We start from the raw sequence: 14,664 nt of genomic DNA, 5'->3' as shown, positions 1-14,664 counted from the left end.
CCCAGCTAATTTGGTTATTCTAATAAGCCACTACTTCATACCTTCACTCATCGCATCCACCAGCGTATTTTTATCGGTATCTCCCGTTAACTCCCAAGCAAAAATACCCGCCAAGCCTTTTTGTTTCACCCATTGTGCCTTGGCTTTTATCGAACGCTGATCATCAAACGAAATAAAGACTTTCTTCTCAGCATTCCATAAGAATGGTGCTTGTGCTTGCTCATCATAACCGTATTGATAACCTTGCTCTTTGCCGTAGTTTTTCATTAGATCCCAATACATGAAATAACCAGGTTCATCGGTGCCGAATGTTGCGCCTTTTTCAGACATGAGATCAGCGGTAGGTAATTTACCATCGAAATTTTTAGTGCCTTCCCATCCTCGTCCATAAAAAGCGGCTCCCATGACTAATTTATTAGCGGGAATACCCAATTCAAGCATTTGATTTAAGAAAACATCCGCACCCATTCCCCACCAACTACGCTCGGTGGCATGTAGATTGGTTAAATGACCGGTTTGCTGTCCCCAACCACCTAAAAAGTCATACGTCATGGCAAACATATTGGTCATATACGGCGCGGCAGATTTCCAATCAATTTGAGCCGCTTTGGGCCCAACCCCCACCGCGGTTGATAATTCATAGTCACGTTGAGTTTTGCTGCTTAATTGGTCTAAATCACTGCGGATCTCTCGGACTAAATACGTAAATGCTCCCTTTTCTTGCTCTTTTTGCTCATCGGTTAATTTGGTTTTTTCATCCCACGGAGAAGTGGTTAATCCACCGCCACCTGGATACTCCCAATCAAGATCAATACCATCAAAAAAGTCATACTGCGCAATTAATTCAACCGCTGTTTTCGCAAAATGATCCATGGCTTGTTTATCTTTCGCCATCGCATGAAAAGGTTCTGACATGGTCCAGCCACCAAAAGAGGGCAAAATAGTGAGATTGGGATGGTCTTTTTTCAATTGCGCCAGTTGAGCAAAGTGTCCTTTATAGCTGACATCCACATTGACCTTGCCAAAATCAACCTCTAAAGCCGCCTTTTTATCAACAATAATCGCGGTATAAGGATCTTTGCCTGCACATTGTTGCTCAACTTGTTTGATCACTTTATCTCCTGCGCCGGTATGAGGACCACACATAGACAAAAAAGCATAGATAACATGGGTGAGTTTATCCGCTGGTATATCTTTCACTGTATAGGGGTGCTGTTTATTTTTATATTGCCAATCTGCGAAGTAGCCGGCGACGATCGGTTTGCTCACTTGAGGAGCATCACTGGCCAATACCGAATGTGAAACCAAACCAGATAATGCTAACGCGATCACCGATAACGAAACCCCTTTTTTCTTATTCATTATTATCTCCTTGATTAGAATTGATTTGGTTTTGATTCAACACCGAAGTGCATAACTTCAAATCTGAATCTAACTTTTAAATCAGTTAACCTAACTAACTATAAAAATAGTGAACAATGAATGGATAAGTGCTATTGAATTGACAGGTTATGAAGTGGTTTCCATTAAATTTAGACGATAACGCAAAAGATCGATTTTATTGCAATATTATCGTACCTAGATCTCAAAAATTTAATATTGTGCGATCTTTTTTCTGGCTCATATATGTCGTTTTTTTATTTACGTTTTATGAATTTTAATGCCAACGATTACGCAAGCGGTTGCTTAAAAAAAAGTGAGATCCAGCGGTCCTTTTAGAAAGTTATGGTTGACTTACCCCCCCGTTATTTCGATGATGAAGCCAGTTAAGTCAAGGAATCCAGACTATAATAATAAAAACGCTGACTTGTCTGACTTTTCCTTCCATTATGCTTCATTCACTTTTTAAGGTCCTAAAATGAGTAGTCAATTAAAACAACTTCGCTCGCTTACCACTGTTGTTGCCGATACCGGCGACATTGAAGCTATTGCTAAATATCAACCAGAAGATGCCACCACTAATCCATCTTTGATTTTAAAAGCCGCTCAAATTGAAGACTACGCCCCTTTAATCGACCAATCTATTGCCTACGCTAAAGCCCAGAGCCAAGATACGGCTCAACAAGTACAAGATACTTGCGACATGCTAGCGGTAACAATTGGTCAAGAAATTTTAAAAGTGGTTCCTGGTCGTATTTCAACAGAAGTCGATGCGCGCCTATCTTACGATACTGAAGGCAGTGTTAAAAAAGCCCGTCAATTGATCAAAATGTACAATGATGCCGGCATTACCAATGATCGTATTTTAATTAAATTAGCTTCAACGTGGGAAGGAATTCGCGCCGCTGAAATTCTAGAAAGCGAAGGTATTAACTGTAACCTTACCCTACTGTTCTCTTTTGCTCAGGCGCGTGCTTGTGCTGAAGCCGGCGTGTTCTTAATCTCACCATTTGTGGGTCGTATTATGGATTGGCACAAAGCGAAACAAGGCCGTGACTTTGCCGCTAATGAAGATCCAGGTGTTCAGTCGGTAACTAGCATTTACAACTATTATAAACAGCACGGCTACAATACGGTTGTCATGGGGGCAAGCTTCCGTAATATTGGTGAAATTTTAGAACTTGCGGGTTGCGATCGCTTAACTATTAGCCCACAACTTCTACAAGAATTAGAAGACAGCCAAGGTGAAGTGGTGCAAAAATTAATCGCAGACCAAGACGTACAGCCACAACCTCAACACATGACTCATGCCGAATTCTTGTGGGAGCATAACCAAGATCCAATGGCGGTTGAAAAACTGGCTGAAGGTATCCGTGCATTTGCGGTAGACCAAGGTAAATTGGAAGCCATGATCGAAGCTAAACTTTAAGGCCTAAGGCTTGAGAACTAAGCTCTAAGCTCTAAGCTCTCGATAGTGATATTGAGAGTATCAAAAAGGTCAGCATCTGCTGACCTTTTCTGTCTTTGTTGGCTTATTTAGGCTTAACCCTAGGTTAATTACTCACCGTCTTGATACTCGTACGTATCAGTTGGACGCAATTGCAATTGCACGCCCATTAAGAAGTTACGCAAGATTTGATCTTTACATTCACGATAATGCTTATTGTCTGGCTTACGGAAGAAAGCGCTCAGTTCATGCTTACTTAAACGGAAATTAGCCCCTTCAAGAGTGGTGATAATATCTTCCGCTTTCATGTTCAGTGCAATACGCAGTTTCATAAATACCATGTTATTGGTTAAACGCTTTTCTGGCTCTGGTTGCTCGCCTTCACGTTTACCACGCTTAGTATTGATTAAACCATTTAAAAAGATAGCCAATTCGGTATCGCTGCATTTTACAAATTCGCTGTCGTCTTCTTTTTTAAGCCAGTTGATCACTTGCTGCCTTGTGACGGCCAAATCAGCGGCATTAAATATATCCACCATGTTGGCGTCTTTAAAATCAAAAGTGTAGCGAATACGGCGTAAGATATCGTTATTGGTCAAAGTAATTCCTAGTGTTAGGTCAGTCGCGGCTTGATGATCTGATATTAAGCAGATGAAAACGAATAGATGGGTATCATCTGATAAACACAACAAGCAACGTAAATTAAAGGTCTATCATAAAAAAGCACGCCACTTTAACAGAATTCCGCTTTATGGACTATTGCTTTATTAGTCATCACTTATCGGTTATTGATGGGTATAAAAACAATATGAGCAGGATTATTCATTAGAATACGATTAATCACTTGGACTATTGACGATCCTTTGAGACAATCACCTTCAACACCTTATATTAAATGGTTTACTATGAAAATTTTAGCTCGAAATCTTGCCCGCACCATGACTGAACATGAAGTTCGCGTCTTATTTACTGAGCATGGCTCGGTTGGCACCTGCAATCTTGTTTTAGATGCGATCACGGGTCAATCAAAAGGTTTTGCTTTTGTTGAAATGCCAAGCGACGACGAAGCAAAAAAAGCAATTGAGAGCTTAAATCAAGCTTTAGTTGCGGGTCAAAAAATCCGAGTAAAGAAAGCAGACGCTTAAGCTTTACCACTTAAAAGCCAGCAAATATTATTGCTGGTTTTTAGTTAACATCCAACCTTTACCGTTAAGTTGCTTACCATGATCGATACACCATCCCCACGTGTCAGTACTAAATTGAAATTTGGCATTTTCCTCTTACCTTTAGTGTTTGTTTGGTTTGTGTTTAAACCTGAGTCTGCATTCCCTATTAAAACCAAAGTGATCAGTTTTTCGTGGTTATGTTTTCTCTATGCGGTGTCTTACTCTGTACCAAACGATAACCCAACCGGAGAAATTGGTGTAATGTGCGGTGTATTAACCCTTGCTTTCGTGCCTTTTTTAATCTCGCTTGCCGTGATCAAATACCGAAATAAATCTTAGATTCTAGCAATAAGCTTAAACTCCTATTAATTCAGCCATCAGTTGTTGCGGATATAACGCCTGTGATTGATCTTGCTGAATTTGAGCCTGTAAATGATGGGCTTGCAACAAGTCTTGGCGTAAATTGACTACTTCTCCCACAATAATCAACGCTGGCGTCAGCCCTTTTAATTGCTCTGATAATGACACCAGTTGTGATAACTGACTAACATACACTTGTTGATTTTTACTGCAGCCATTACCGATAATCGCTAATGGAAAGTCCTCTTTAACCCCTTCACTCATTAAACCTTGCTGAATATTTTTTGCTTGCTCTAACCCCATATAAAATACCAACGTTTGTCCACTAGACACCAAACCTGCCCAAGATGAAAACGCGCCGCTGGTGATATGCCCAGTTACTAAGGTCACACTGCTAGAAACATTGCGATGTGTGAGCGGGATTTTTGAGGATGCCGCGCACCCGATAGCCGCGGTAATGCCTGGGATCACATCGTATTCAATTTCATTGGCAACCAAGGCTAACGCTTCTTCACCGCCACGACCAAAAATAAAAGGGTCACCACCTTTTAAACGTACCACTTGTTTTCCTAACAGAGCTTGCTCGATCAATATTTGGTTAATTTGCTGTTGTTTTAAACTCGGTTGACCACAACGTTTACCGACATAAATTTGCTCACAACTGTCTGGGATTAAATTTAAAACCTCTTGCCCGACTAAACGATCAAACACCACCACCTCAGCATTCTCTATCGCTTTATAAGCTTTAACGGTAAGCAGTTCTGGATCGTTAGGGCCAGCCCCCACCAATAGTACCCGCCCTAATTTGTCCTTTGATGCTTGTGACATCCGAGAACTCGTTTTTTTCTCTTCCTCTAAATAACGTCCTCTACCGTTAAGGTTTGAGCGCGTATAAAGGTGGTTTGTTTTTTCACCCAAAGGGGAAAATAGTGAGTGATCCATTGTCATAATATCTTCCTTGTATTCTATTTAGCATCCCTTCAGGGAGAGGTGCAAAGTGGTTATTTCACCGCCAACACATCAATTTTTTGTGCTTGTAAGTAGCGATTTACCTCTGGTAAGCACGAGCCGCAATTGGTTCCGCATTTCAATGTGGTTTGCAGCTCTGCCAATGAGACTGACGAGCGATCTTCTAATACTTGCAATATATCGGCTTCGGTGACTCTAAAGCAGCTGCAAATCAACTTACTATTTGGGCTTTGGTTAGAAGAAAGCGCACTTAATAACTGGGTGAGATTCAATGGTTGGTTTATTAGCGAAATTAACGCTTCTGCTGCTAGTTTCAACGGCTGATCGTTAACTGAAATAACCGACACCACCTTATCGTTAACCAGTCCAGCCATACTCCAACCTTGCTCGTGATCTAAGCTTAAAAACTTACAACGAGGATGCGTTGCTTTAATTTGAGCTTGTATTTCGGCTTTGCTGATCGCGACACTATGGGCAAAGCGCCAAATACCTTTTTGATAATTGGAAGTCGTACTCCCCGTTTTTGCCTGTGTTTGCATACCGGTTTGAAACTGCACATGTTGCAAGCTGAGATAGTCCCAATGTTTGAGGGTAAAATTAATCCCAACAGAAATACCATAACTGGCCACGCTTTGCGCGCAAATAGAAATAGCTTGGGATTTAAAGGCGGGTTGACCAGAATGAGGATCAACAACACCTTTGAGCACACGATTAACCTGACTGGTTTTACCGTACTCTCCCGCCCAATGCATCGACATAAAAGCTTGACCATGAGTTAAGTTATCATCAATCGCCAGTTTCGCTTTAAGCTGATTGTCAGCTTGTCGAATCGCAATTAAGTGATCGGGTTTTAAATTCGCTTTATCGGCATCAAGGCGATTAATGTACACCGTCGGCTCGACTTCCGAAGCTGACAGATGAGCAATATGACCGGTACGAGTCATGGTGTGCCATTGATCGCGCTGACGACCTGAGTTTAACCACCAACGATGTTTCTCTAATGATTTGTTTATACATGGTTTCGTTAGCACAAAATTGGCTTTGCCCGACAAAGTTGGAAAACGAAAAGCGCCACTCTGTTTATCGAGAAAAACATCCTTTAAGACATATTTAATCTTGCTGTCGTGACATTCAAGTCCATTTTGCTTTAATGTTTTTGCCACCACGTGCGAGTTTTTGGTGACAGGCCATCGTTGTGGTTGCCATGCATTATATTCATCATTGGTTAATGTTTCTAAAGCCGAAATATCTAACTGCAATGGGATATTTTGATTTAAACCGGTCATGGACGCATATTCACGAAATACATCGGCTTCATGCTTAAATTCAAAACCTGAATCTACTTGCATTAATTGACATAATTGTCGACCCACTTGACTCACCATCCACCAATCTGGTTTTGCTTCACCAGGAGGTTGGATAAATTGACGTTGGCGAGTTAAACAACGCTCTGAGTTACTTACCATTCCTTGCTTTTCGCCCCAACCCGCAGCTGGCAATAAAATATCGGCATACTTGGCAATATCGGCATTGGCGCTGATATCGGATACCACCACACATTCACACTTTTCTAACGCGCGGCGGATCGTATCGCTATCAGGCATAGAGACCACAGGATTGGTTGCCATGATCCAAATGAATTTTACTTTCCCCTGTTCTATCGCATCAAATAAATCTACCACTTTAAAACCCGGTTTTTTGGTGATATTCGGCGCTTGCCAAAACTGTTCTACTTGCTGAATAGATTGTTCATCAAAGCCTCGATGTACGGCTAATTGATTGGCAAGACCGCCCACTTCACGGCCTCCCATCGCGTTTGGCTGCCCAGTTATCGAAAATGGGCCACAGCCTGATTTGCCAATTTTTCCGGTGATCAAATGTGCGTTGATAATGGCATTGGCTTTATCTGTGCCAGACTCAGACTGATTTACCCCTTGGCAAAACAGAGTGACCGCGGTCGGAGAAGCAGCGAACCATTGATAAAATGAGGCGAGAGAGCTAGCGTCAATATTCAGCTCTTGGCTAACATGGTTACGCTGATATTGATCTGATTGAACTTCACTAATAACATCATCAATACCTTAGGTAAATTGATCAATAAAGGCAAAATCTATACTTTGATTTTCAGAGGTTTGGTTACCCAATAAGTAGCGTAATAACCCGTTAAACAATAACACATCGCCATCATTGGCAATGGCTAGATGGAGGTCAGCTTGCTCGCGGTAACCGTTTTACGTGGATCAATCACCACTAATTTAAGGTTGGGATTTTCTTCTCGGGCTTGCTGAATTCGGCGAAACACGATGGGATGCGTCCACGCAGTATTAGCACCAACAATGACAATCAAGTCGGTGTTACTTAAATCATCGTAACTAACCGGTACCACATCTTCACCAAAGGCTCTAACATGAGCGGCAACCGCAGAAGACATACATAAACGAGAATTAGTATCAATGTTACTGCTACCCACAAACCCTTTCATTAGTTTGTTAGCTACATAGTAATCTTCGATAAGTAACTGACCGGACACATACATGCCAATGGCTTCAGGGCCGCTTTCTTGCGCGATACGGTGCATGGTGGCACTAATAGTTTCAATGGTTTTATCCCAGCTCGTCTGCTCACCATTAATACGAGGGTATAACAAACGCGAAGGCATATTCAGGCTATCGGCTAAAGCAGAGCCTTTAATGCACAGTGCACCAAGGTTAGCAGGGTGACTTTTATCGCCGACAATTTTCCCATCGTGTTCAATGCTGACACCACAGCCAACGTCGCAATAAGGACACGCTGATTTGATACATTGTTTGGTCATATTATTGCATCCTTCTTTTTATATATTACAAATAAAAACGCCTCGTTACCTCAAAGCCATCCATCGATGAGTCAGAGGTAACGAGGCGTCTTTGCCTGGTGCAGAACAGATTTTTTTGAATAAGTCGTTTATTCATTGCAATAGATAAAGCGAAAATCATGCCAAAGTGAAAAATATTTTAACTCCATGATACTTAATAAATAAATATCACAGATAATCGCAATATAAGCATGAGTGCACTTTTATCACGCAACATTGCCTATCGATGTTCATGCCAAACATAGTTTGAGGTATAAAATCCAAACAAAAAAATCGGCATCCGAAGATGCCGAAAACGAGGATATATCTATCGTTATTTTTTATTCAGTCCAAATAATCTGCCGTTAAATTTTCGCGCCATCATTGACCCAATTAACCACCAAACTGCGCTCTGCATCAGTCATTTTGGTCATATTACCTAACGGCATTACCTTAGTTTGAACTTGAGATTGAATTCTAGGAGCGTTTGCCTGAATTTCTTCTGCAGTATCCAACATCACACCGGCCGGAGCAGAAGCAAACAGGTTACTGGTTGGATTTTCGGAGTGGCATTCCACACAACGTTGTTCAATCACATTTTGAACTTGCATAAACACGGTTGCCGTTGGCGTTTCCGTGGATTCAACTTGCACGGTTTCACCTTGTGCATCAACCGTTTCAGTCGCTTCTACTGTGCTAGTCACTTGTGCAACTGGCACGCTTTCGCTGCTCGCAGATTTCATCGATGGCATGCTGTTTGAAGTGACAAACGCCAAGCTGATCATACCGAGTACCGCAACAGGTACCGCCCAAGCATATTTTTGACTACCATGACGTGTATTAAAGTAGTGGCGAACCAAAATGCTAAATACCGATAGCGCAGCAAGAATTAACCAGTTGTATTCCGAGCCGAAGGTACTTGGAAAGTGGTTACTGATCATAATGAACAACACTGGCAGCGTTAAGTAGTTGTTATGACGTGAACGCAATAAACCTTTGGCTGGCAGTGATGGATCTGGCTCTGTGCCATCTTCAATCGCTTTCACCAAATTACGTTGCGCAGGCATAATGATAAAGAACACATTACCCACCATAATCGTACCAATAATGGCACCAACATGGATGTAAGCACCACGGCCACTAAACACTTGGCTTAAACCATAAGCGGCGCCCACTAAACAGATAAACAAAACAATACCGAGTAATAAAGGTTTTTTACCTAAAGGTGAATCACACAATAATGTATACACTACCCAGCCGCCGATCAGCGAACCAATGCCGATGCCAATGGCTGCGCCCGCACTCAAGCCTGATCCTGGCGCGATCAAATAAATATTGGCATTGAGGTAGTAAACCACAAACAGTAAGCACACCCCTGTGATCCAAGTGAAATACGCTTCCCACTTAAACCAATGCAGATTGTCTGGCATTTTTGGTGGTGCGAGCTTGTATTTTTCTAGGTGGTAAATCCCTCCACCATGAATAGCCCATAAATCACCCGATAAACCCGTTTTAGGATCAACACGGTTTAAGTTATTCTCTAACCATACAAAGTAGAATGATGCACCAATCCAGGCGACACCAACGATCATGTGAACCCATCGAATTGAAAGGTTGAGCCATTCCGTAATATGCGGATCCATAATTTACTCCTTTAAACTATTTTGATTGCGCTGGGTAAATACCGTTTTAGTTTGGTAGCTTATCCAGTGACAAGTTAATCTGTGTTGATTGGTCAAAGTACACTTCATCGCAGTTATGCCCTTCACCTGCACGATCAACAATTAAGAATTGATCATCAGGTTGCAAAGCGAGAACAGGATGATGCCAAACCCCTTTGTGATAATTGACACCTTGCTTACCATTACTCATAAATGCTCGTAACGCTTGTGGCTGTAACCCATCACCCTTCTCTGCAACCACAATTAAATAAGGGTTACCAAGTAGAGGGATAAAAGCTTGTGAGCCTAAAGGATGACGTTCCATCATGGATATTTGTAATGGGTACGCTAAAGGGGTTGCTTGGAAAATACTAATAATGGGCGTACCACCGTTATCCGCCACATCGACATTTGCTAACTGATGATAGCGACGAGTCGAACCATTGTTGATCAAGAAATACTCACTTGCTGCTTTGTCGATCACATCGCCAAAGGGGGCAAAAGCGTCTTGAGTTAATGGCTCTACTGTTAATGCAATGCTGTTGATGACTGTCATGATATCCCTTCCGTTATTACTGTTTGATTTTGTCTTAATTAAGCTCGTTTCTTCTACATACTTCTAAGGTAATTGATAGATTACCCATTGCATTAAGACCGTCCTCATTCCCTTATTATGATTAACATGTCTTTTATTTCTTTATATCGCTATTTTTATGTTACATAGATTGCAATCTAAACAAGGCTATTTTGTTGATCTGCTCTATCGCAGTGGCAAACTCCGTGTCTTGATCGTTATCTATTCTTTGTGCAAATGAGGCTAAAATCTGGTGTCTGTCTGCCCCTTTTACCGCCATGATAAAAGGAAACTGAAATCGCTCTTTATAGCGTTGATTAAAATCGGTAAAGCGCGCAAATTCTTCTGCGTTACATTGGCTAATACCCGCGCCAGCTTGCTCAGAAGTAGAGGCCGCGGTGAGTTCGCCATTGACGGCTGCTTTGCCGGCTAAATCTGGGTGAGCATTGATCAGATCAAGCTGCTGCTGCGGTTTAGCATCGAGCATCACTTTAGACATCACGCTATGCAAGGTATCGATATTGTTGGATGTCTCATCTAAACCTTGATCAAAAGTGCGCTCCGCCACCCAAGGACTGTGTTCGTAGATGTCGGCAAAAGTGGCGACAAATTCATCTTTACTCATTTGGCTTGGTTGACAGGTTTTAAATTGAGCCACAATTTTTTCCTTTTTGATTGTATGATTTCCCTATGACGACAAGCGGCGACAAGTGACAAATTCTCGGATCATCAGAATATTGAATCCAAAGCGAGATTACGTATCGTCTTTACTTGACCAAGTCAGGATGTGGATGACACTCATGCCAATGTTTGGCGATATCTAAACGTCGACACACCCACACTTGTTGGTGCTGCTTTACATATTGCATAAAACGTTTTAAGCCTTGAATTCGACCAGGACGACCAATTAAACGGCAATGCAAGCCAACCGACATCATTTTAGGTGTCTCTGCCCCCTCTTCATATAAGGTATCAAACGTGTCTTTTAGGTATTGAAAGAAATGCTCAGCAGTATTAAAACCTTGGTTGGTCGCAAAGCGCATATCGTTGACATCTAAGGTATAAGGGATCACTAATTGCGGTTTTGGTCCTTCTGTATGCCAATAAGGCAAATCATCATCGTAAGCATCTGAGTCGTATAAAAACCCGCCTTCTTCGGCCACCAGTTTACGAGTATTAATCCCATTACGACCGGTATACCACCCATAAGGGCGCTCGCCTGTGACCGCTTTGATGGCCTCGATGGCTTTTTGCATATCAGCGCGTTCGGTCTCGATATCTACTTTATGGTAATCAATCCAACGGTAAGCGTGGCTACAAATCTCATATCCCTCATTCACCATTGCTTTTATTGCATCAGGGTTACGTTCTGCCGCCATACCCACCACAAAAGCGGTCAGTGGATAATCAAATTGTTTGAACAGTTTTAGAATGCGCCATACTCCGGCGCGGCTGCCATATTCATAAATCGATTCCATACTAATATGACGAGCATTGGGGAAAGGTTGAGCTCCGATAATTTCAGACAAAAATGCTTCTGATTCATCATCACCATGCAAGGTGCAACGCTCTCCACCTTCTTCATAGTTAAGTACAAACGATACCGCGACTCTGGCATTATTCGGCCATTGCACCTGTGGTAGTTGGTCGGCATAACCGATTAAATTGCGTGGATACTCGCTACCCATGAGTCACTCCTTAGTCTTCATCCTTGGTGATGGTGATGACACTGATATCAATAAATCTCGTTATATCAATAAAGCTTGTGATAGCTAAAAATTGAGACTTATCACCACCTTGTTTTAATAATTGTATACAATGAATAAAACATAGCAAGTAAATTGATTTGCATTTTGTTAACCAACGCATCTTTTTGCTATTTATTAGCAACTTTCTGACCTTGAAGTCAAAAAATATTATTTCCTTTCACCTCTGCAATATCAATCAATACCAAATAACAATCAACAAGTTACATTCAAACGTCTATCGTACTCGCATTTTCAAAACTCGATCTAGGCATGAATTCGAGACTATGTACCTTTACGAAATACAATCTTGTGTACATAATCAATTTAACACTGAAACATTTCATTAACAGTGATGGGCCGTCAATAATTCATCAATATACTAAGGGTAGAGTCTAAAATTATGGGAAAACTAACCACACATGTACTTGATACCGCAGGCGGTGTTCCTGGCAGCGAGATTCAAGTTGAGCTTTTTCGCATCACCGCGCAAGGAAGCCAATTAATCAAAACCGTTAAGACCAACTCTGATGGGCGAACCGATGCACCATTACTTGAGGGTGCGGATTTTAAAATTGGAAAATATGAGTTGATCTTTCATACCGCGACTTATTTTACGCAACGTGGTGTTAAACTTGATGAGATTCCTTTCCTCGATGATATTTCAATCCGGTTTGGTATTAACTACCAAGACAGCCACTATCATGTTCCCCTACTCTGCTCACCTTATAGCTTCTCAACTTATCGCGGCAGTTAGGTTTAAAGACCCTTAGAGTAAAGTGAGTAAACACTTTGCTCTGAGGTATTAACCACACCAAATTAACACCCAAACCATCAACCTGTATGGAGAGCAAGATGTCCTCCAAGGCAAACGGATGCCTAAATTTTAATTTCAAGGTATTTAAGGCCTTCTATCTCAGTTAACTTTTTAACTTAACAAGTAGATGCAAACACAAGGAATAACATAGTGGAAAATTCAAACAGCAAAACCATACCATCGAGCCCTGATAAATCTTCAGGCTTACTTGAACGTTTATTTAAATTAAAGGAACACGGCACCACAGTTAAATCTGAAATCATTGGCGGGTTAACCACGTTTGCCACCATGGCGTACATCATTTTTGTTAACCCTTCCATTATGGCAACCTCGGGCATGGATTCTGGCGCGTTATTTGTTGCGACCTGTGTCGGCGCTGCCATTGGTACTTTATTGATGGCCTTTTATGCCAACTGGCCAGTCGGTTTGGCTCCTGGTATGGGGTTAAATGCCTTCTTCGCCTTCACGGTGGTCGGTGAAATGGGCTATACATGGGAAGTGGCGTTAGGCGCAGTATTTATCTCTAGTATCATTTTCGTTGCCATGAGTTACAGCAGCTTACGCGAGTGGATACTCGACAGTATTCCGCACAGTTTGCGTTACGCTATGACCGCAGGTGTTGGCTTATTTCTCGGTTTAATTGGCTTGAAAACTGCGGGGATTGTGGTTGGTAACCCTGCGACATTATTGTCTTTAGGTGATTTCACCAAACCCAGCGCCATTTTAGCCGCGTGTTGTTTCTTGATCATCTGCGTCCTTAGTGAACGTAAAATCTTCGGCGCAGTATTAATTGGCATCTTCACTGTCACTGTGGTTGGTTGGAGTCTAGGAATTGTTGAGTATCATGGTGTATTTGCCGCACCGCCAAGTATCGCGCCAACCTTTATGGCTATGGATATTACAGGTGCATTTGAAATTTCGATGATCAGCGTGATCTTAGCCTTCTTATTCGTCAATATGTTTGATACCGCCGGCACCTTAGTCGGCGTCGCTGAGCGGGCTAATTTGACCGATGAAAAAACCGGAAAGATCAAAAACCTACGTAAAGCATTAAAAGCCGATAGTGTCGCCAGCGTGGCCGGAGCCTGTGTCGGTTGTCCACCCGTCACCAGTTATGTGGAAAGTGCAGCAGGCGTTGCCGCAGGTGCGCGTACTGGTTTGTCTTCGGTGGTGGTAGGTTTGTTATTTCTTGCGGCTATTTTTGTTTCACCTTTGGCTGGCATGATCCCAGGCTATGCTACCGCTGGCGCACTTATTTACGTCGCATTTGTGATGATGAACAGCATGCAGCATATCAAATGGGATGATTTTACCGACGCTGCACCAGCCGCCATGACTGCACTGATGATGCCGCTGACTTTTTCCATCGCCAATGGTATTGCACTTGGTTTTATCACTTACACAGTGTTAAAAGTCGCGACCGGAAAAAGTAAAGATGTCTCTATCTGCATGTATGTTTTAACGGTCATTTTTATCGCCAAACTGATATATATGTAACCGCTCTACTGGCAGGCAACTTAATCGTATTTCTTTATACATTTGAAGTTGTGGTTTTTTTGGCTTTGTTGCGTAATTCGATGGAACCAAATGTGAAACTGACGATCAGATCGTTTACTCCCCACTAAACCATCGATATTCATGCCAAAACCTCGTTATAAGACCAAAAACTGGAAGTTATATAATCAATCACTGATTAAACGTGGTTCACTGAC

The 14,664-nt window shown here is 42.0% G+C and carries 12 protein-coding genes and 1 pseudogene; 5 read left to right on the top strand and 8 right to left on the bottom strand.

All coding sequences use genetic code 11. The annotated features are described in order from the left end of the window. Positions 1–30 precede the first annotated feature (30 nt). Positions 31–1,362, bottom strand: coding sequence for a glycoside hydrolase family 18 protein (locus tag HC723_RS12195; RefSeq protein WP_190339296.1), 1,332 nt, complete (start codon positions 1,360–1,362; stop codon positions 31–33). 496 nt (positions 1,363–1,858) lie between these two features. On the opposite strand from HC723_RS12195, the gene tal reads away from it, so the two are divergent. After that, positions 1,859–2,809, top strand: coding sequence for a transaldolase (tal, locus tag HC723_RS12190; RefSeq protein ID WP_153448417.1), 951 nt, complete (start codon positions 1,859–1,861; stop codon positions 2,807–2,809). 128 nt (positions 2,810–2,937) lie between these two features. Here tal and HC723_RS12185 read toward each other — a convergent pair whose 3' ends face one another. After that, complete coding sequence (locus HC723_RS12185; RefSeq protein WP_190339295.1) at positions 2,938–3,426, bottom strand: DUF1456 family protein; 489 nt, start codon at positions 3,424–3,426, stop codon at positions 2,938–2,940. A 306-nt stretch (positions 3,427–3,732) separates the two neighbouring features. Between HC723_RS12185 and HC723_RS12180 the strand changes: the two genes are divergently transcribed. Both HC723_RS12180 and HC723_RS12175 read left to right on the top strand, forming a co-directional pair. Continuing rightward, a complete protein-coding gene (locus HC723_RS12180) occupies positions 3,733–3,972 on the top strand; it encodes an RNA recognition motif domain-containing protein (RefSeq protein ID WP_153448415.1) in 240 nt (79 codons plus the stop codon). Positions 3,973–4,050: 78 nt separating this feature from the next. Next, the gene (locus HC723_RS12175; protein WP_153448414.1) at positions 4,051–4,332 is read left to right on the top strand and encodes a hypothetical protein; all 282 of its coding nucleotides are present in this window, start codon (positions 4,051–4,053) and stop codon (positions 4,330–4,332) included. A 15-nt stretch (positions 4,333–4,347) separates the two neighbouring features. On the opposite strand, the gene cobA is transcribed toward HC723_RS12175, so the two are convergent. The 6 genes and pseudogenes from cobA to puuE form a co-directional block, all read right to left on the bottom strand. Further along, complete coding sequence (gene cobA / locus HC723_RS12170) at positions 4,348–5,295, bottom strand: uroporphyrinogen-III C-methyltransferase (RefSeq protein WP_190339307.1); 948 nt, start codon at positions 5,293–5,295, stop codon at positions 4,348–4,350. A 59-nt stretch (positions 5,296–5,354) separates the two neighbouring features. Then, positions 5,355–8,137: pseudogene (locus HC723_RS12165) on the bottom strand (nitrate reductase). A gap of 383 nt (positions 8,138–8,520) precedes the next feature. Then, positions 8,521–9,798: a urate hydroxylase PuuD gene (locus HC723_RS12160; RefSeq protein WP_190339294.1), complete on the bottom strand. Its 1,278-nt coding sequence runs from the start codon at positions 9,796–9,798 to the stop codon at positions 8,521–8,523. A 46-nt stretch (positions 9,799–9,844) separates the two neighbouring features. Next, entirely contained in the window at positions 9,845–10,372 is a 528-nt protein-coding gene (locus HC723_RS12155; protein WP_190339293.1) for an ureidoglycolate lyase, read from the bottom strand. A gap of 160 nt (positions 10,373–10,532) precedes the next feature. Then, a complete protein-coding gene (uraD, locus tag HC723_RS12150; RefSeq protein WP_194704546.1) occupies positions 10,533–11,015 on the bottom strand; it encodes a 2-oxo-4-hydroxy-4-carboxy-5-ureidoimidazoline decarboxylase in 483 nt (160 codons plus the stop codon). Between the two features lie 142 nt (positions 11,016–11,157). Next, on the bottom strand, positions 11,158–12,078 hold the full coding sequence (gene puuE, locus HC723_RS12145; RefSeq protein ID WP_190339292.1) for an allantoinase PuuE: 921 nt from the start codon (positions 12,076–12,078) through the stop codon (positions 11,158–11,160). Positions 12,079–12,538: 460 nt separating this feature from the next. Here puuE and uraH point away from each other — a divergent pair, with 460 nt between their 5' ends. Together uraH and HC723_RS12135 are read left to right on the top strand one after the other, a co-directional pair. After that, on the top strand, positions 12,539–12,892 hold the full coding sequence (uraH, locus tag HC723_RS12140) for a hydroxyisourate hydrolase (protein ID WP_190339291.1): 354 nt from the start codon (positions 12,539–12,541) through the stop codon (positions 12,890–12,892). A 210-nt stretch (positions 12,893–13,102) separates the two neighbouring features. Next, the gene (locus HC723_RS12135) at positions 13,103–14,449 is read left to right on the top strand and encodes an NCS2 family permease (RefSeq protein ID WP_190339290.1); all 1,347 of its coding nucleotides are present in this window, start codon (positions 13,103–13,105) and stop codon (positions 14,447–14,449) included. The last annotated feature ends 215 nt before the right edge of the window (positions 14,450–14,664 follow it).

Source organism: Vibrio sp. S11_S32 (genome assembly GCF_014694465.1).
Taxonomy (GTDB): domain Bacteria; phylum Pseudomonadota; class Gammaproteobacteria; order Enterobacterales; family Vibrionaceae; genus Vibrio; species Vibrio algicola.
This window is presented reverse-complemented; position numbering and strand designations above follow the sequence as displayed.